Raw genomic sequence first — 17,272 nt, forward strand, 5'->3', positions numbered from 1 at the left:
TGTACAATCTGGGAGAGATCATCGCCCGACCGTATAAGCGCTGATCCGGATGCCGAGAGGACCGCAGCGCATGGACGACGCCGAACAGCCCGCGCTGCGCGCTCTCTTCCGGCGCCGCGATCTCGGGCTCGTGCTGATCTCGGACGCGGACGGCCTTCCGGACGGCGCCCTCGATCGCCCCCTGCGGTGGGTGCACAGCTCCGACCTCGCCGACCCGACGCCGTTCCTCGCCGAGGACCTCGCACTGCTGACGACGGGCACCCAGTTCGACGTCGGCACCGATTTCGACGTCTACGTCGGGCGGCTGGCGGATCGCGGGGTGCTCGGCCTCGGATTCGGCACGGACGTGCACCGTGCCGCGATCCCCGACGAGCTGATCCTCGAGTGCGCACGCCGCGGGATCCCCCTCTTCGAAGTCCCCTATCGCACGCCCTTCATCGCCGTCGCCCGCGCACACTCCGAAGCGATCGCGGCGCAGGCCTACGCCCGCAGGTCGTGGGCGCTCGACACCCAGCGCGCACTCGCACTGGCCGCGCTGCGCCCCCGCGGACTCGACGCGACCGTCGCAGAGCTCGGCCGCCGTCTGGATGTCTGGGCCGGAATGTACGACGCGTCCGGCGCCCTGCAGCTGTCGCACCCCCGATCGGCCGTCACTGCAGGACGACTCACCGAGCTCGGCGAACGGGTCACCGAGATCCTCACCCGTGGGCTCGAGGCCGGGCAGTCGCTCACGATCGACGATCAGACGTTCACGCTCTTCACGGTGGGGCGCGGCGGACACCTGCGCGGGGTGATCGCGTTGGCTGTCGATGCGCTCGACGCCGAGGCGCGCACGGTCGTGACGTCGGTGATCGCGATGGCCGGACTCGCGCTCGAGCAGAGCGACCAGCTCGCCCGCAGCAAGCGTCGGCTGAACTCGCAGCTGCTGAGCTCGCTGCTCGACGACGATCCGTCCCTCGCGCGGAAGGTCCTCGGCTCGATGCCCTCTGCACCCGTGGTGGTCGCGATCGCCGCGGATGCTCCGACCGGACCGTTCGCCGACTGGTGGGATCGGCGCAGGGCCGAGCACGGCACCGCCAGCTTCCTCGCCGAATCATCCGAGGGCGTGGTGCTCTGCCTGTCCATGGCCGATGACGCACTGCTCGACGAGGTCGCCACCCGGTTCGGCATCCGCATCGGCGCGTCCGGTTCCGAGTCGTACGACGCGTTCTCCCGAGCCCACGCACAGGCGCTCGCGGCGCTCCGTCAGCAGTCCGGCGCCGGGGTGTTCCACTTCGCCGATGCCGCCGGATCCAGCATCCTCAGCGCACTGGCCACGGATGAGGCCCGACTGGTCGCCGAATCGCGACTCGCGCCGATCCGCGACCACGACGCGCGATCCGGCGGCGACCTCGAACGGTCGCTGCGCACCTGGCTCGAGCACGATGCGAAGGCGGATCCTGCCGCGGCGGCACTCGGTGTGCACCGCCACACGCTGCGGTCGCGGATCGCCCAGGCCGGAGCGCTCCTGGGAAGCGACCTGTCGACGTTCCCCGCCCGCGCCGAGCTGTGGACGCTGCTGCAGACCGCACGGGACTGAACCGGGGTCCTCGACCGAACGGCCGGCGATCACCGCCCGGCGGGGTGGCGGATGCCGGGCCTCCGCCATCCGCGCGCCCTTCAGTCGGGCCGTCGTTCGGCGGGGTGAAGGTAGCGTCCGACGAATTCCTCGAAGAGCGGGACCATGTCGACGGAATCGTCGAGGAGCCACTGGAGCTGGATGCCGTCCATGACCGCGCTGATCAGCCGGGCCGCCCGAGCGGGGTCGATGTCCTCGCGCACCTCTCCGTCGGCCTGACCTCGCCGCAGGATCTCTTCTGCGGCCACGGCGCGCTCGCGGTATCGGGCGGCGAAGTCGGCGTGCGACGGGTGGTCGGGGTCTGTGGCCTCCGCCGAGACGATCGCGTAGAGCGCGGTGAGACCCCGCGAGGTCTGGTTGTGCGCGACGACGCGCGTGGCCTGTTCGATCAGGGTGTGCTCGGCAGGGTCGCCCGCCGCCTCTCGCACCTTCTCGTCACGCTGGTGGAGCACCTCGGCGAAGAGCTCCTCCTTGCCCGCGAAATGGTGCAGCAGGCCGGTCGGCGTCACGCCGACGCGCTTCGCGATCTCCCGTAGGGATCCACCGTGGAATCCCGTGCGGGAGAACACCGCGAGCGCTTCGTCGACGATCGCCTGCCTGCGCGCCTGGCCGGTGGCGTAGGGACCGCGAGGCCGTCGCGCCGCCATCGGCTGCTCATCCGTGCTCATGCGCCCGTCCTGTCTCTCGGCGCGAACGCGCGGACCTCAGCCGTGGTGGCCGTTCCCCGTTCCCCACGACGAGCCGAACACCTGCTGCCGCATGGCGGGCCGCAGGCGCTGCTCCATGTCGCGATCCACGAAGTAGTCCTTGAGTGTATCTTTCGTGAGCTCGTTGCCGATCGCGGCCATGATCATCGACTGGTCGAGCGACAGGTAGCGCTCGGCGATCGTGCCGCTCTTCACCGCCACCGCGTCGAAGAACCCGCCGGGGCCGTAGGCGCCGAGGTCCGTCTCGATGCCGCGCAGGTTGTCGAGCGCGCCCGTGCGATCGTACGGAAGCGCCAGGAACGCGGCGTGCGGCGTCACGACCCCGTCACCGAACTCCGGAGCGGGATCGGTCCCCGTGGTGCATCCGGGCCTGTCGATGTCGACGTCGGTCTTCTCCGCGTCCGAGGTGTACCCGTCTGCCCGCATCCCGGCTACGTCGACCCCGTACTCCGCGTACCCGCCGAACGGGTCGCTCGCGGGCGAGAAGCCCCAATAGCCGTATCCGGCCTCGTCCAGCCCGTGCTGCTTCTGCACGGCGACGGTGATCGGGTGGTTGAGCTTCCACGAACGCGGACCCCACGTGGTCTCCGGCACGAGCAGGTCGGGCATCAGCGACTCGAACATGCTGCCGCCCCAGCTCGGCACGAACGACATCCCGTCATATGCGTAGGCGCCCTCCCACACCTCGACGCCGTCATAGGTGCGGTACTCGCCCTGAGGGAGCTGCTCCTGCCACGCCCAGTCGCACCCGGGAGGCATCGTGCGATGCGTGCCGTACAGGGCCGTGGCCGGGATCTGACCGTTCGCGATGCCGAGGTAGGTCGCGATGCGGCTCTCGCTCACGGTCGTGTCGTAGTGGTGGCACGTGTAGAACGCGGTGTCCCCCGAGCCGTTGTACATCGGCGCCTCGACGCTGCACTCCGGCGAAGCCGCATCCCAGAAGCCCCCGCGGTTCGTGCCTGCAGGGAGTCCTGCCGCGCCTTCGGGGTCGAAGAACGCCGCGAAGTCCATGGAGTCGTACAGCGCGTCCGCCTGCTGCGCGAGGTCGGGCTCCGCTTCGCGGACGATGCGCAGTGCGGCGGCGAGCCACCCGTTGTCGACCGTGCTGAGGAACGGGTGCACCGGGTCTCCCGAGTCGGGCCATGTCGTGAGCTTCTCGCCGGTCGTCGGCGAGTACCAGTTGTAGAACATGCCGCTGGCGTCGTTGCGCTCGAGGGTTCCGAGCGTCTCCAGCGTCGTCGACATGCGATCGCGCGCCTCCTCGTCGCTGATGACTCCGAGGTCGCGAGCCGTGACCGTCGACCACAGGTATCCGCCGATGTTCGTCGGCGAGGTGTAGGCGCTCGGCGTCTCGAGGTCGCCGCTCACGTTGTCGGCGGGAAGGCCGGTCTCCTCATCGGTCATCGCGTCGAGGGAGTGCCAGGTGTCCACCGCCCAGCGGTTCAGGTCACCGGTGCCGGGGCGTCCACCGCCGGCCGTCGCGGGCCCGGCGACCGTCAGGCCCGCAGTCACGAGTCCGATCGTCGCCAGCGTGCTCATCCATCGCTTCATCGTGTCTCCTCATCGAGAACGGCGCCGCCGAGCGCGGCGCTCCGACCTGCGAAAACCTAACACGTGTTCGTTGTTCGCTCAACCCCCTCCTCGTGACAGGAAGGCGACCGGAATCGACGGCGCGTGCGGGCGCTCAGCGCGGCGCGTGCGCCTCGAGGAATTCGTACACATCCGTCGTGTCGACGCCCGGGAAGGCCCCGGTCGGCAGTGTGGCGAGCAGAGTGCGCGGGGTCCTGACGTTCGGCCAGGAGTTCTCACGCCACCGCCCTTCGAGGTCGGCGGGCGCCCGCCGGCAGCACACCTCGACCGAGTGCTTCGAGACTCCGCGATGCGGGGTGTCGCGCCCGACGAACCACTTCGTGTCGTCGAATCGCACGCCGACGCTGACCGAGTGCAGTCCCTCACTCGACGCCTCGACGCGGGCCGTGCACCAGTAGGTGCCGTTGCCCGTGTCCGTGTACTGGTAGTACGGGTTGAAGCGGTCGTCCTCGTCGAACACCACGCGGCTGGTCCATCGGCGGCAGCACATCTGCCCCTCGATCGATCCGAGGCGATCGGTCGGGAAGTTCACGTCATCGTTCTCGTACGCCTTCGTGATCGTGCCCGACTCGTGCACCTTGAGGAAGTGCACGGGGATGTCGAGGTGGCGCGTCGCGAGGTTCGTGAATCGGTGCGCGGCGGTCTCGTACGACACCGAGTACGCGTCGCGCAGATCCTCGATCGAGATCGCCCTGCGCGTCTTCGCATCCTTCAGCGCCGGCACGACGTGGGCCTCCGGCACCAGCAGCGCCCCGGTGAGGTAGTTCGTCTCGACGCGCTGGCGCAGGAACTCGGCATAGCTGCGCGGCTCGGAGTGACCGAGGATGCGGCTGGACAGCGCTTGCAGCACCGCGGTCCGGGCATCCCCCTTGGCCGGGACGCTGCTCGAGAGGTACAGACGTCCGTTCGCGAGGTCGGCGACGCTGCGGGTGGTCTGCGGCAGGTCCGGGGCGTAGTGCAGGGTGAATCCGAGGTAGGCGGCGATCTCGGAGGCCGTCCGCTGGGTGAGGGGTCCCCCGGGGTGCCCGACCGCCGCGAGGATCTCCGCCGCCTTCGTCTCGAGATCGGCGAAGTGGTTGTCCTGCCGCCGCATGAGGTGGCGGAGCTCGACGTTCGCGCGCCTGGCCTCCTCGGGAGTGGCCGCGCGCTCATCCTTGAGCCGGTCGATCTCGCCGTGCAGTGCGAGCAGGGCCTTGAGCGCGTCCGTCGGCATGCTCTTCGCGATCCGGAAGGGCTCGATGCCGAGAGCCTGGAACGTCTGCCCCTTCATGGCCCGTTCGAGGGCGATCTCGATCGCACTGCGTTCATCGAGCGGCTCGCCCTCGAGCAGCGCGTCGATCGTGACGCCGAGAGCGCGCGCGATCGACTGCAGCTGCGTGAGCTTGGGCTCGCGCTTGCCCGTCTCGATCATCGACATCTGGCTGGGCGCTCGATCGACCGCCGCCGCGAGGTCGTCGAGGGTCATCCCGCGCGCCGTGCGCAGCTGACGGATGCGGCGTCCGATCGTGAGGGCGTCGGCGTCTTCTTCGACCGCTGGAGTGCTCATGCGGCCGATTCTGTCACAGAAACAGAATTCCGGCTGATCTTCACTCCCCGATCGGCCATCGAAGGGTGCGAACTTCACACACAGTGGAAACACGCCACCCGGCTTCACGGTCCGGGCATCCAACGGAGGAGACACCATGACGAACACCGCCCAGAACCACACCCCTCGCCCCGCAGGGCTGCGCGCCGGGGACCAGGTTCAGACGGCCGCCGAGCTCCGGGAGATCTGGGAGACGGATCCCCGCTGGGACGGCGTCGAGCGCACGTACACGGCAGAGGACGTCATCCGCGTCCGCGGCTCGGTCCGCGAGGACGCGACGCTCGCGCACCGCGGAGCCGAGAACCTGTGGAACCTGCTGCACACCGAGGACTACGTCCGGGCACTGGGCGCCTACACAGGCGGGCAGGCGGTGCAGCAGGTGCGGGCGGGCCTCAAGGCCATCTACCTCTCGGGCTGGCAGGTCGCGGCCGACGGCAACCTCGCCGGTCAGACCTACCCCGACCAGTCGCTGTACCCCGCCAACTCGGTGCCGGCGGTCGTGCGTCGCATCAACAACGCGCTGATCCGTCAGGACCAGCTCGAGCACGCCGAGGGCGACGTCACGCAGGACTGGCTCGCGCCGATCGTCGCCGACGCCGAGGCGGGCTTCGGAGGACCGCTCAACGCCTACGAGCTCGCGCAGTCGCTGATCCAGGCCGGTGCCGCAGCCATCCACTGGGAGGACCAGCTCGCGAGCGAGAAGAAGTGCGGCCACCTCGGCGGAAAGGTGCTCGTGCCGACGCAGCAGCACATCCGCACCCTGAACGCCGCGCGTCTCGCCGCCGACGTGGCCGGAGTCCCGACGGTGATCATCGCCAGGACGGATGCTCTCGCGGCCGACCTGCTCACCAGCGATGTCGACGAGCGCGACCAGCAGTTCACCACCGGCGAGCGCACGACCGAGGGTTTCTACCGCATCCGCCCCGGCATCGAGTCGGTCATCAGCCGAGGCCTCGCATTCGCGCCCTACGCCGATCTGCTGTGGGTCGAGACGGGAGAACCCGACATCGAGCTGGCACGTGAGTTCGCCGCCGCGATCCATGCCGAGTTCCCGGGCAAGCTGCTCGCCTACAACTGCTCACCGAGCTTCAACTGGAAGCGCCACCTGTCGGACGCCGAGATCGCGACGTTCCAGCAGGAGCTGGCTGACCTGGGCTACAAGTTCCAGTTCATCACGCTCGCCGGCTTCCACGCCCTGAACCACTCGATGTTCGACCTCGCCCGCGGCTACGCCGATCGCGCCATGAGCGCGTACGTCGAGCTGCAGGAGGCCGAGTTCGCCGCGGAGGCGAACGGCTACACCGCCACCAAGCACCAGCGCGAGGCGGGCACCGGCTACTTCGACGTCATCTCTACCGCGCTCAACCCCGACAGCGCGACCCTCGCCCTCGCCGGCTCCACCGAAGCCGCGCAGTTCCACTGAGCCACTTGTGAAGGACACACGATCATGACCACTCCCACCGCTCCCCCGACCACCAGCCCGACCACGGCTCCGATCCAGACCACGCAGCAGGGTCCGGCGATCGCGGTCACCGGTCCGCTCCGCGACCGCTACGACGAGATCCTCACCCCCGAGGCGATCGCGTTCCTCACCGAGCTGCACCACCGGTTCGCCTCGCGCCGCCACGATCGGCTCGCCGACCGGATGCGCCGTCGGTTCGAGATCGGCAACGGCCACGACCCGCGCTTCCGCGACGACACCGCGCACATCCGCGCGGATGCCGACTGGCGGGTCGCAGGCGCGGGGCCGGGTCTCGAGGACCGCCGCGTCGAGATCACGGGTCCGACCGACCCGAAGATGACGATCAACGCACTGAACTCGGGTGCTCGCGTGTGGCTCGCCGACCAGGAGGATGCCACGAGTCCGACCTGGAAGAACGTCGTCGAGGGGCAGCTGTCGCTGCGCGACGCGATCCGCGGCGAGCTGTCCTTCCGCTCCCCCGAAGGCAAGGAGTACCACGTCACCGCCGAGCGCACACCGACGATCGTGATGCGTCCGCGTGGCTGGCACCTGCCGGAGAAGCACCTGCAGTTCACCGACCGCGCGGGGCGCCGCACGGCGGCATCCGGCTCGCTCGTCGACTTCGGCCTGTACTTCTTCCACAACGCGCAGGAGCTCATCGCGAACGGTCGGGGCCCCTACTTCTACATCGCGAAGATCGAGTCGAGCGAAGAGGCGAAGCTGTGGGACGACGTGTTCTCCTTCAGCGAGGAGTACATCGGCATCCCGCACGGCACCGTCCGCGCGACCGTGCTGATCGAGACCCTGCCCGCGGCCTTCGAGATGGACGAGATCCTCTACGAGCTGCGCGACCACTGCGCGGGTCTCAATGCCGGGCGCTGGGACTACATCTTCTCGATCATCAAGAACTACCGCGGCCGCGGCGCGCGTTTCGTGCTCCCCGACCGCAGTGAGGTCACGATGACGGTGCCGTTCATGCGGGCGTACACCGAGCTGCTCGTGCAGACCTGCCACAAGCGGGGCGCCTACGCGATCGGCGGCATGAGCGCCTTCATCCCGAACCGCCGCGACCCCGAGGTGACCGAGCGGGCGATCGAGAAGGTCTCCGCCGACAAGAAGCGCGAGGCCGGCGACGGCTTCGACGGCACGTGGGTCGCGCACCCCGATCTGATCCCCACAGCGCTGGCGGAGTTCGACGCCGTGCTCGGCGACCACCCGAACCAGGTCGGCCGCCAGCGCCCCGAGGTCATGGTGACCGCGTCGCAGCTGCTCGACCTGCACATCGGGCGGCCGATCACCGCGCAGGGCGTGCGCGACAACGTGTCGGTGGCGATCCGCTACCTCGAGGCATGGCTGCGAGGGCTCGGCGCCGTGTCGATCGACAACCTGATGGAGGATGCCGCGACGGCGGAGATCAGCCGTTCGCAGGTGTGGCAGTGGATCCACCAGGACCGCTCCACCGAGGACGGCACCGCGATCACCGCCGACTACGTCGAGAGCCTGATCGCGGAGATCCTCGGCGAGGTCGACCGGCACGACGGCGACAGGTTCGACGATGCCGCCTCGGTGTTCCGCGACGTCGCCCTGCACGAGGAGTTCCCGGCGTTCCTCACGCTCGGCGCCTACAGCAGGTTCCTCGTCGAGGAGGCCTGAGACTCTGACGAGGAGCCCCTCGGATGCCGCCATCGGCAGCCGAGGGGCTCCTCGTGCGTGATGCGGAGGACCGCCGGAGCCCGCCGTCGCCGGCGGGCGTAGCCTGAGAACATGAGCGACGTGTGGTCTGACATCTCGTCCGAGTTCCTTCACCTCTACCCGCGAGGGCGCCGACTGATCGCGGTCGCCGGAGCGGATGCCGAGCGCTCGCGTCGAGCGGCGGACGACCTCGCGACGGCGCTGATCGCCGCCGGGCAGCACGTCGAGCGTGCGCACAGCGCGGATGCCGATGAAGCGGCGTTGCGCGGCGACGTGATCGCTCCGTTCCGCACCGGCTCCGATCCGGCGACGGTCCTGATCGTCTCGGGCCCGGCAGCGCTGCTCAGCCCGACGGCGAGGGGCATCTGGAACTTCATCGTGTGGCAGCTCGCCGATGATGAGTCCCCGCACTCGATCGCCGGCGCGATCGTCGACGTCACGGACCCGGCGGCTCCGACGCGGCGCTTCGCCGACTACTGCGCGCTGCCTTCCTCGTTCGGCGCGTGACGCCGAGGGGGATTCGCGGGTGCCCCGGTCTCCCCTGACCGAAGCACCCGCACGTCCACCCGCGCCCTCGCGCAGGTGGTCCGTCATGCCCGACGCTTTCGCGCCTGTCCCCCGAACTTCCGGACGGGCGATCCCGCCGCGTCCGGAAGCCGTGACGGCCGATGCGCCAGGAGCGGAGCTCCGTCGCGATCTGCCGTCATGGCCCGCCTGGGGACACGGGCAGGTTCAGGTTAGGAGCGGCTCCGACGATCCGGAAGCGCCGCAGGACGTTGCGTCACCCGGTGCGCTCGGCCCGGCACGCAGAACCCGCGTTGGCACCAGATTCGCGATCATGTGTCACTCTCTGTCGGGGTCGGCGAAGCAGCCGGACAGCACACGGCAGGCTCGCGCGGGCGCGCGCGTCGGTCCGCGACGGACAGCCCCGACCGGGTCGGCCCGATGGGCCGGCCTCGGTCAGGCGGTGGGGGCGGACTGCTCGTCGCTGAGCAGCATCGCCTCGGCGAGACGCGGCGGCTGCGTGCGGGCCGCGAGGCGGAAGGCACTGGGACTGTGCCCCACGTGCCGGGAGAACTGGGCCCGAAGCGCGGACGCGTCGGCGAAACCGGAGCGGGCTGCGACCGCCGCAAGGTCCTGCGGGGGTGTCGACAGCAGCTCTTCGCGCGCCGTCACGAGACGCCGACGCAGCAAGCGGTTCGCGGGGCTCTCGTCGGCACCTTCATACAGGCGGAACAGCTGGCGACGGCTGACGTGCAGGTCGGCGGCGAGCTCTGCGATGCCGAATGCCGGATCACGATGCCGCCGCTCGATGATGCGCCCCGCCTCCGCGCGGAACTCACTCGTCCGGCTGGTCTCGCCGTCGCCGGGGAACTGTCGGAAGAGCCCTCGCACGAGCGCGATCAGCGCCGCCTCGGTGCCGGCGAGCGCCCCCTGACCCTGATCCGGATCCTGCGCCCACTCGAACAGCATCCGCGCGAGTGAGGCTCCCGCTGCCCGGGTGAGTGGGGTGTCCGGGAACATGTCGGCCCCTCGAGCGAGGACGTGCCGATAGCCGGGGAGGGCCGCCACGGGAACGACGACCCCGGTCGAGTTGGTGACCCCGAACTGCTCGACGGCCGATGGGCCCAGGCTCGACATGAAGCCGACGCGGCCGACGCCCATGGCCTGTACCCCCGCCGCGGTGTTCAGGCGCTGCCCGCCCTGCTGCACCATCCCGACGATGATGATGTCCTCGCCCTCGGCGATCGCTCGCTCGTAGCTCACGGTGTGCGCCGTCTCGAGGGTGCTGTAGAGCATGGTCGAGCCGATGGACCTGCGAAGCAGCGCCGCCTCGAACGCATCCGGATCGTCGGCCTTCATCGCGCCGAAGTTCGACAGCTGCAGCATGCCGATTCGACCGTCGAGGCGAATGATCTGCTCGGAGAACCACGTGGGAAACGCGAACGCCTCGGCGCCTCCGATCGATGACGACCACAGTCCGCCCGAGAGCCGGGCGAGCCAGCCGGCCAACTCCGCGTCGTCGATCATTCGCCCCATCGCAACCCCCAGCGGAAGCCCGCCGCGTGCGCATCGGCTGCTCCGTCCCCGCCCTCACCCTAGGTTCGCGCCAGGAGCCATGCAATATACGTTGCGTGCGCCCACGACAGCGGCGCGCCGCCAGCCGTCTTGCGGGTCAGCGGAACGACGCAGCCACCGAGTTGCGGTGGTAGTCGAACACGATGCTGGTCCTGGTCGAGGCGACGCTGCTCTGGGCTGAGAGATGCTCGAGCACGAACTCGCGCATCTCCGATGAGTCGGCCACCGCGATGTGCAGGAGGAAGTCGTCATCCCCGCCGAGGAAGAAGACCTGGATCACCTGAGGCAGAGCGCGCACACGGTCGGCGAACTCGACGATGCTCTCGCGCCGAGCGCTCGGTCGAAGGCTCACTCCGATGATGGCCTGCAGGCCGGCGCCCAGCTTCCGCTCGTCGACGCTGGCATGGAAGCCGCTGATGACTCCGCGTTCGACGAGTGCGCGCAGACGCGCGTGCGCGGTCGACGGCGCGACTCCGAGGTGACCCGCGAGCTCGGCGTTCGTCATCCGACCGTCCGCGCTCAGCAGCTGTACGATCCTCGCATCGATCGCGTCGAGAGCCGGTGCCCGAAGGGTGTTCGGCTGAGGGGTTTCGGGTGACGTCTCCATGCGAACGATTATGCAGGAATCACCCCAAGCGCGAATCTTCTTCAGGCATTCTGTCGAACGATCGAAGTTTCTGCGATTCTGAAATGCACTCACGCAACCGTCACTTGGAGGATCGATGAAGATCGGCGTGCCGACCGAGGTCAAGAACAACGAGAACCGCACCGCGCTCACCCCCGCAGGCGCAGACCGTCTGGTGCACGAGGGCCACCGCGTGCTCGTGCAGTCCGGAGCGGGCGTCGGTTCAGGCATCTCCGATGAGGCCTACCGGATAGCCGGTGCCGAGATCGTCGACACCGCCGAGGAGACCTGGGGCGAGGCGGAGCTGCTCATCAAGGTCAAGGAGCCGATCGCCCAGGAGTACGGGTTCCTGCGCTCGGATCTCACCCTCTTCACCTACCTGCATCTCGCCGCCGACCGGGCGCTGACCACGGCGCTCGTCGACGCGGGCACCACCGCCGTCGCCTACGAGACGGTGCAGCTGCCCGACCGCAGCCTCCCTCTGCTCGTGCCGATGAGCGAGATCGCGGGACGCCTGTCCGTGACGATGGGGTCATACTCCCTCATGCGATCCGCAGGAGGACGGGGCGTGCTCATGGGAGGCATCGCGGGCGCCCCGCGCGCCAAGACCGTCGTGATCGGCGGCGGTGTCGCCGGTGAGCACGCGGCCGCGAACGCGCTCGGGCTCGGATCACAGGTGACCGTCATCGACATCTCGCTGCCGCGACTCCGCGAGCTCGAGCACCGCTACGGCGGTGCTCTGCAGACTCGCGCGTCGAGCCGGTACGACATCGCCGAAGAGCTCGCGACGGCCGACCTGGTCATCGGATCCGTGCTCATCCCCGGGGCTGCGGCGCCGAAGCTCGTGACCGACGACATGGTCGCGACCATGAAGCCCGGATCCGTGCTGGTCGACATCGCCATCGACCAGGGCGGATGCTTCGAAGGCTCGCGCCCCACGACGCATGACGACCCGACGTTCGCAGTGCACGACTCCATCTACTACTGCGTCGCGAACATGCCGGGCGCGGTGCCCGAGACGGCCACGCGCGCACTGACCAACGCCACGCTCCCCTATGTCTCGGCGATCGCCGGCAAGGGGTGGGAGCGTGCAGCAGCCGACGACGCCGCACTGGCCCAGGGCCTCAACGTCCAGGGCGGCCGCATCACCCTGGATGCCGTCGCGCGCGCGCACGGCATGCACACCGCCTGAGCGGGGAGCATCAGCACGAAAGAACCGTGATTCTTGACGACCATTCACCCGTCATCGGCGGGGTCGACCCGGGTACGCTCGTAGTCGTGACCGAACGCGCTCCTCTCTCCCGCAAGCTCTCCGCCATCGCCGAATCCGCGACCCTCAAGGTCGACGCCAAGGCCAAGGCGCTCAAGGCCGAAGGCAAGCCGATCATCTCGTACGCCGCCGGCGAGCCCGATTTCGCGACCCCGCAGTTCATCGTCGACGCGGCCGCCGAGGCGCTCGCCGATCCCGCCAGCTACCGGTACACCCCAGCTCCGGGCCTGCCCGCGCTGCGCGAGGCGATCGCCGCGAAGACGCTGCGTGACTCCGGTCTCGAGGTCTCGCCGAGCCAGGTCATCGTGACCAACGGCGGCAAGCAGTCGGTCTACCAGGCGTTCCAGGCCGTGGTGAACCCGGGCGACGAAGTGCTTCTGCCGGCGCCGTACTGGACGACCTACCCCGAGGCGATCCGTCTTGCGGACGGCACGCCGGTCGAGGTCTTCGCGGGCGCCGATCAGGACTACAAGGTCACCGTCGACCAGCTCGAGGCCGCACGCACCGAGCGTACGACCGCACTCGTGTTCGTGTCGCCCTCCAACCCCACCGGATCGGTGTACACGGCCGAGGAGACGGCGGCGATCGGCGAGTGGGCACTCGAGCACGGCATCTGGGTCATCTCCGACGAGATCTACCAGAACCTCACCTATGAAGGCGTCAAGGCGACCTCCATCGTCGAGGCCGTGCCCGCGGTGGCGGGGCAGACGATCCTCGTCAACGGCGTCGCGAAGACCTACGCCATGACCGGCTGGCGCGTGGGCTGGATGGTCGGACCGGCGGATGCCATCAAGGTCGCCGCGAACCTGCAGTCCCACCTGTCGAGCAACGTCAACAACGTCGCGCAGAAGGCGGCGATCGCTGCCCTCAACGGGCCCCAGACCGAAGCCGAGCAGTTCCGCGAGGCGTTCGACCGCCGCCGCCGCCTCATCGTGTCCGAACTGTCGAAGATCGACGGACTCGTGGTGCCGAACCCGCTGGGCGCCTTCTACGTCTACCCCGACGTGCAGGGTCTGCTCGGACGAACGTGGGGCGGCAAGACGCCGACGACCTCGCTCGAGCTCGCCGACCTCATCCTCGAGCAGGCCGAGGTGGCCGTCGTCCCGGGCGAGGCATTCGGTCCCTCCGGGTACATCCGCATGTCGTACGCGCTCGGCGACGACCAGCTCCTCGAGGGTGTGCAGCGACTGCAGCGTCTGTTCGCCTGAGGCCGGTCTGCGACGAGATCAGTCCTCGTCGTGGAAGCCGATCAGCCAGCGGATGCCGTAGCGGTCGGTGACGGTGCCGTCGTAGTCGCCCCACGCGCGCTTCTGCAGGGCGTCGGTCACTCGGCCATGCTCTGACAGCCGGTCGAACCAGCTCGTCAGCGTCGACGCGTCGGCGGTGCCGAGCAGAGAGAGGAACATCCCGCTCATCTGCACGGCATCGTCGTCCGCACCGGCATCCGCTCCCGCCAGTTCGACCGGTCCTGAGAGCTGCCCGTGGGCGACCGCATCGGCCGGACCGTCTGCACGACCCGCACTGGCATAGTCGACGAGCTGAAGCTCTCCTCCGAAGACGTCACGGTAGTGCTCCAGCGCTTCGGCCGCGTTTCCGGGAAACAGCAGGTACGGGATCAGTCCGCTCATGCCGCGAGTGTACGGCGAACGGGCGACGTTGTCAGGCGGGCGCGGGCTCGGGCTCGCTGCGTCGCGACTCAGAGCTCGACGCCGAGCAGCACGGGCTCCGGCTGCAGCACGAGACCGAACTCCGAATGGACGCGGCTCTGGATGAATCGTGCGAGCTCCGAGACCTCGGCCGCTGTCGCCCCGCCCCGGTTGGTGAGGGCGAGCGCGTGCTTCGTCGAGACCGAGGCGCGCGAGCGCGGCAGCTTGAACCCCTTGCGGATTCCGGCCTGCTCGATCAGCCACGCTGCGCTCACCTTGACGTCGGGGGCCTCCGGCTTGGCGGGAGGGACATACCCGTCGTACGAGGCGAGCGGGATCACCGTGACGGTATCCAGATCCGGGGTCACCGGCCACCGCGGGCACTCGGGCGGCAGAGCACGGGCCACGACCTCCGGCACGATCGCGTTCTGGAAGAACGAGCCGACGCCATGGGTGTCCGGATCGTTCTCGTCGAGCAGCATCCCCTTCGAGGCGCGGGTGGCGAGGATCCGCTCGCGCACCCAGGTCAGCGGCACCGGGGCGTCGGAGTCCAGACCCAGCGCCCTCCTGAGCTGCTCGCCGCGCACCACCCGCTCGTCAGCGACGAGAAGGTCGACCGTGACCGACAGGATGACGGCACGGCGCTGCGGCACGCTGCCGTAGTGATGCTTGAGCACGGAAGTGCGGAAACCGAGCCCCAGTTCGGATGCCGGCACCACCGACACCTCGCCGGTGGCCTCGTCGATCAGCTCGACCTCGACCAGGGTCTCCTGGATCTCCTGCCCGTACGCCCCGATGTTCTGCACGGGCGAGGCGCCGACGGTGCCCGGGATGCCGCTCATCGCCTCGAGACCGGCGTAACCGTGCTCGACCGCATAGGCGACGAGATCGTCCCAGCCATGCCCCGCCTGCACACGCAGCCTGATGCGTCCCGCGTGCGGCGAGGGCAGCTCCTCGATGCCGCGGGTGAGGACGCGGATGACCGTCCCCTCGAACGACTCGTCGCCGATGAACAGGTTGGATCCTCCGCCCAGCACGAACCACTCGTCGCCGCGTGACCAGACATCGGTGAGCGCGTCGATCAGCTCCGCCGTGGTCGATGCCTCGAGCATGCGCTCCGGGGCGCCTCCCGTGCGCAGGGTCGTGAGAGTCGCGAGCCTCAGCGGCTCGACCTCGTGCACAGCGCCACCCATCAGGAGGCGACGCGCAGCTGCGCCTTGACGAGGACCGTCGTCTCAGCGAACGTGACCTTGAGATCGATCCGAGTCGACTCGTCGTCGACGGCACCGACGGTCGCGATGACGTGGAGGTCCGCTCCCTCGGTCGGGTGCACCACGACCGGCTTGGTGAAGCGCACGCCGTAGTCGAGGATCCGCGTTCCCGGTTCGAGAGCCACGACGACCACCGACGACGCGATGCCCATCGTGAGCATGCCGTGCGCGAGCACTCCCGGCAGACCCACCTCGGCGGCGATGTCGTCCCGGTAGTGGATCGGATTGAAGTCACCCGATGCTCCTGCGTACCGCACGAGCGATTCGCGGGTGAGATGGACGGTGCGCTCCGCGACGACGTCTCCGACAGCGAACGGCATCACTCGGCTCCTTCTTCCGCGCCGACCAGCAGCACGCTGGTGGCGGTGACGACGTGCTCGCCGTCGGCATCCGTGATCTCGGCCGCGCTGGTGATCATGGCGTTGCCGCCCATCATGCGGATGCCGGTCACGCGCAGTCGACCTGTGAGCTCGTCACCCGCGACGATGGGCCGCGAGTACGCGAACTTCTGCTCGGCGTGGATCGTGCGCGCCAGGACGATGCCGGAGTCCGGTTCGGCGAGGAGCTGCTGGAGAGTGTGGTCCTGGATGACCATCGCGAACGTCGGGGGCGCGACGACGTCGGCGAAACCGGCTGCGCGAGCCGCCCCGCCGTCGGTGTGCTGCGGTGCATCGGCGAAGACGGCACGCGCGAACTCACGCACCTTCTCACGGCCGACGAGGTAGGGGGACGTCGGCGGGAACTCCCGGCCGACCAGATCTTGGTTGACTGCCACCCTTCGATCCTACTTTCTTGGTCATGGGACACGGTGCCCGTAAGCCGGAACTAAGGGCGTTCAGTCCTTCTTCTTGCGCCCCTTGATCGCCTTCATCGCCATCTGCACCGCGATCACCACGAGGTATGCCGCGAACAGCATGTTGCCCACCGTGGGGTCGATCAGAGTGGCCAGCCAGGCTCCGAGCGCGGTGGTCGTGCAGGCGGAGACCCCGACGATCGCCGCGGCGACGAGATCGACGTTGTGATTGCGCAGGTTGCCGATGGTGCCCGAGATCGCGGTCGGGATCATCATGAGCAGCGACGTGCCCTTGGCCACGAGGTCGCTCGTGCCGAATGCGAGCATCAGCACGGGCACCACGATCACGCCCCCGCCTACACCGATCAGACCGGCGAGGACTCCGGTGCCGACTCCGACCGCGAGCAGCGCGAGCCCGTTGAGCAGCTCCAGCTCGAACTCGGCGTCGCGCGAAGGGACGACCAGGAACAGGCTCACGATCACGATCACCAGGAAGCCGACGAAGAACCAGCGCAGCACCGTCTGCGAGATCTTCGGCAGCAGCCGCGTGCCGATCTGCGCACCCACCACGGCGCCTGCCGCCAGGATCAGAGCGGGGATCCACGCCACCGATCCGTTGATCGCGTAGGAGATCACGCCCACCGTCGCCGTCGGGACGATCGCTGCGAGCGACGTGCCGGCGCCGAGACGCTGATTGAAATGCAGGAAGAGCACGAGCAGCGGAACGATCACCGTGCCGCCGCCGACGCCGAAGAGGCCGGAGAGGAGGCCTGCGATCAGGCCGATTCCGATGAATGCCGTATAGGCGCGAGGCCCTCTGCTCAGGGTCTCTGCATCGCTCACCGGATCAGCCTACTCTCCGCGGCGTCGGCACCTCGGTCATGTGTCCTCCATACCCCTGGGACCGGGTCTCCTCCTGTGCGACACTGGATCG

Annotated in this window: 16 protein-coding genes; 6 read left to right on the top strand and 10 right to left on the bottom strand. The window is 69.1% G+C overall.

Annotated features, from left to right (window positions below):
* The first annotated feature begins 70 nt into the window (after positions 1–70).
* Complete coding sequence (locus tag AKG07_RS08350; RefSeq protein ID WP_053097455.1) at positions 71–1,579, top strand: PucR family transcriptional regulator; 1,509 nt, start codon at positions 71–73, stop codon at positions 1,577–1,579.
* Between the two features lie 80 nt (positions 1,580–1,659).
* On the opposite strand, the gene AKG07_RS08355 is transcribed toward AKG07_RS08350, so the two are convergent.
* From AKG07_RS08355 to AKG07_RS08365, 3 genes are all read right to left on the bottom strand, one after another.
* Positions 1,660–2,286, bottom strand: a complete 627-nt coding sequence (locus tag AKG07_RS08355) for a TetR/AcrR family transcriptional regulator (protein ID WP_053097456.1) — start codon at positions 2,284–2,286, stop codon at positions 1,660–1,662.
* A 36-nt stretch (positions 2,287–2,322) separates the two neighbouring features.
* Complete coding sequence (locus AKG07_RS08360; protein ID WP_053097457.1) at positions 2,323–3,876, bottom strand: glucoamylase family protein; 1,554 nt, start codon at positions 3,874–3,876, stop codon at positions 2,323–2,325.
* 133 nt (positions 3,877–4,009) lie between these two features.
* Positions 4,010–5,461: a helix-turn-helix domain-containing protein gene (locus tag AKG07_RS08365; RefSeq protein WP_053097458.1), complete on the bottom strand. Its 1,452-nt coding sequence runs from the start codon at positions 5,459–5,461 to the stop codon at positions 4,010–4,012.
* Positions 5,462–5,597: 136 nt separating this feature from the next.
* Here AKG07_RS08365 and aceA point away from each other — a divergent pair, with 136 nt between their 5' ends.
* The 3 genes from aceA to AKG07_RS08380 all read left to right on the top strand — a co-directional run bounded on the left by aceA (position 5,598) and on the right by AKG07_RS08380 (position 9,161).
* Positions 5,598–6,923, top strand: a complete 1,326-nt coding sequence (aceA, locus tag AKG07_RS08370; RefSeq protein ID WP_053097459.1) for an isocitrate lyase — start codon at positions 5,598–5,600, stop codon at positions 6,921–6,923.
* A 24-nt stretch (positions 6,924–6,947) separates the two neighbouring features.
* Positions 6,948–8,615, top strand: a complete 1,668-nt coding sequence (gene aceB / locus AKG07_RS08375; RefSeq protein ID WP_233277347.1) for a malate synthase A — start codon at positions 6,948–6,950, stop codon at positions 8,613–8,615.
* A 111-nt stretch (positions 8,616–8,726) separates the two neighbouring features.
* Entirely contained in the window at positions 8,727–9,161 is a 435-nt protein-coding gene (locus tag AKG07_RS08380) for a hypothetical protein (RefSeq protein ID WP_053097460.1), read from the top strand.
* 453 nt (positions 9,162–9,614) lie between these two features.
* Here AKG07_RS08380 and AKG07_RS08385 read toward each other — a convergent pair whose 3' ends face one another.
* Both AKG07_RS08385 and AKG07_RS08390 read right to left on the bottom strand, forming a co-directional pair.
* Entirely contained in the window at positions 9,615–10,685 is a 1,071-nt protein-coding gene (locus AKG07_RS08385) for an AraC family transcriptional regulator (protein WP_053097461.1), read from the bottom strand.
* Between the two features lie 145 nt (positions 10,686–10,830).
* Positions 10,831–11,340: an Lrp/AsnC family transcriptional regulator gene (locus tag AKG07_RS08390; RefSeq protein ID WP_053097462.1), complete on the bottom strand. Its 510-nt coding sequence runs from the start codon at positions 11,338–11,340 to the stop codon at positions 10,831–10,833.
* 115 nt (positions 11,341–11,455) lie between these two features.
* On the opposite strand from AKG07_RS08390, the gene ald reads away from it, so the two are divergent.
* Together ald and AKG07_RS08400 are read left to right on the top strand one after the other, a co-directional pair.
* Positions 11,456–12,550, top strand: a complete 1,095-nt coding sequence (ald, locus tag AKG07_RS08395) for an alanine dehydrogenase (RefSeq protein ID WP_053097463.1) — start codon at positions 11,456–11,458, stop codon at positions 12,548–12,550.
* A gap of 86 nt (positions 12,551–12,636) precedes the next feature.
* Complete coding sequence (locus AKG07_RS08400) at positions 12,637–13,836, top strand: pyridoxal phosphate-dependent aminotransferase (RefSeq protein WP_053099212.1); 1,200 nt, start codon at positions 12,637–12,639, stop codon at positions 13,834–13,836.
* A gap of 18 nt (positions 13,837–13,854) precedes the next feature.
* Here the strand turns inward: AKG07_RS08400 and AKG07_RS08405 are convergent, their stop codons facing one another.
* The 5 genes from AKG07_RS08405 to AKG07_RS08425 form a co-directional block, all read right to left on the bottom strand.
* The gene (locus tag AKG07_RS08405) at positions 13,855–14,256 is read right to left on the bottom strand and encodes a VOC family protein (RefSeq protein ID WP_053097464.1); all 402 of its coding nucleotides are present in this window, start codon (positions 14,254–14,256) and stop codon (positions 13,855–13,857) included.
* Positions 14,257–14,324: 68 nt separating this feature from the next.
* Entirely contained in the window at positions 14,325–15,467 is a 1,143-nt protein-coding gene (locus AKG07_RS08410) for a UDP-N-acetylmuramate dehydrogenase (protein WP_222839411.1), read from the bottom strand.
* The gene (locus tag AKG07_RS08415) at positions 15,467–15,865 is read right to left on the bottom strand and encodes a MaoC/PaaZ C-terminal domain-containing protein (RefSeq protein WP_053097466.1); all 399 of its coding nucleotides are present in this window, start codon (positions 15,863–15,865) and stop codon (positions 15,467–15,469) included. Before AKG07_RS08415 ends, AKG07_RS08410 begins: the two co-directional genes overlap by 1 nt.
* Positions 15,865–16,320, bottom strand: a complete 456-nt coding sequence (locus tag AKG07_RS08420) for an FAS1-like dehydratase domain-containing protein (RefSeq protein WP_053097467.1) — start codon at positions 16,318–16,320, stop codon at positions 15,865–15,867. The genes AKG07_RS08415 and AKG07_RS08420 overlap by 1 nt, the downstream gene beginning before the upstream one ends.
* 60 nt (positions 16,321–16,380) lie before the next feature.
* Entirely contained in the window at positions 16,381–17,181 is an 801-nt protein-coding gene (locus AKG07_RS08425; protein WP_053097468.1) for a sulfite exporter TauE/SafE family protein, read from the bottom strand.
* Positions 17,182–17,272: the final 91 nt, after the last annotated feature.

Origin of the sequence: Microbacterium sp. CGR1 (genome assembly GCF_001266755.1) — a bacterium.
GTDB lineage: Bacteria > Actinomycetota > Actinomycetes > Actinomycetales > Microbacteriaceae > Microbacterium.

Coding starts and splice junctions, on each gene's coding strand:
- AKG07_RS08350 (WP_053097455.1), top strand. CDS start 71: ATGGACGACGCCGAACAGCCCGCGCTGCGCGCTCTCTTCCGGCGCCGC.
- AKG07_RS08355 (WP_053097456.1), bottom strand. CDS start 2,286: ATGAGCACGGATGAGCAGCCGATGGCGGCGCGACGGCCTCGCGGTCCC.
- AKG07_RS08360 (WP_053097457.1), bottom strand. CDS start 3,876: ATGAAGCGATGGATGAGCACGCTGGCGACGATCGGACTCGTGACTGCG.
- AKG07_RS08365 (WP_053097458.1), bottom strand. CDS start 5,461: ATGAGCACTCCAGCGGTCGAAGAAGACGCCGACGCCCTCACGATCGGA.
- aceA (WP_053097459.1), top strand. CDS start 5,598: ATGACGAACACCGCCCAGAACCACACCCCTCGCCCCGCAGGGCTGCGC.
- aceB (WP_233277347.1), top strand. CDS start 6,948: ATGACCACTCCCACCGCTCCCCCGACCACCAGCCCGACCACGGCTCCG.
- AKG07_RS08380 (WP_053097460.1), top strand. CDS start 8,727: ATGAGCGACGTGTGGTCTGACATCTCGTCCGAGTTCCTTCACCTCTAC.
- AKG07_RS08385 (WP_053097461.1), bottom strand. CDS start 10,685: ATGATCGACGACGCGGAGTTGGCCGGCTGGCTCGCCCGGCTCTCGGGC.
- AKG07_RS08390 (WP_053097462.1), bottom strand. CDS start 11,340: ATGGAGACGTCACCCGAAACCCCTCAGCCGAACACCCTTCGGGCACCG.
- ald (WP_053097463.1), top strand. CDS start 11,456: ATGAAGATCGGCGTGCCGACCGAGGTCAAGAACAACGAGAACCGCACC.
- AKG07_RS08405 (WP_053097464.1), bottom strand. CDS start 14,256: ATGAGCGGACTGATCCCGTACCTGCTGTTTCCCGGAAACGCGGCCGAA.
- AKG07_RS08410 (WP_222839411.1), bottom strand. CDS start 15,467: ATGGGTGGCGCTGTGCACGAGGTCGAGCCGCTGAGGCTCGCGACTCTC.
- AKG07_RS08415 (WP_053097466.1), bottom strand. CDS start 15,865: ATGCCGTTCGCTGTCGGAGACGTCGTCGCGGAGCGCACCGTCCATCTC.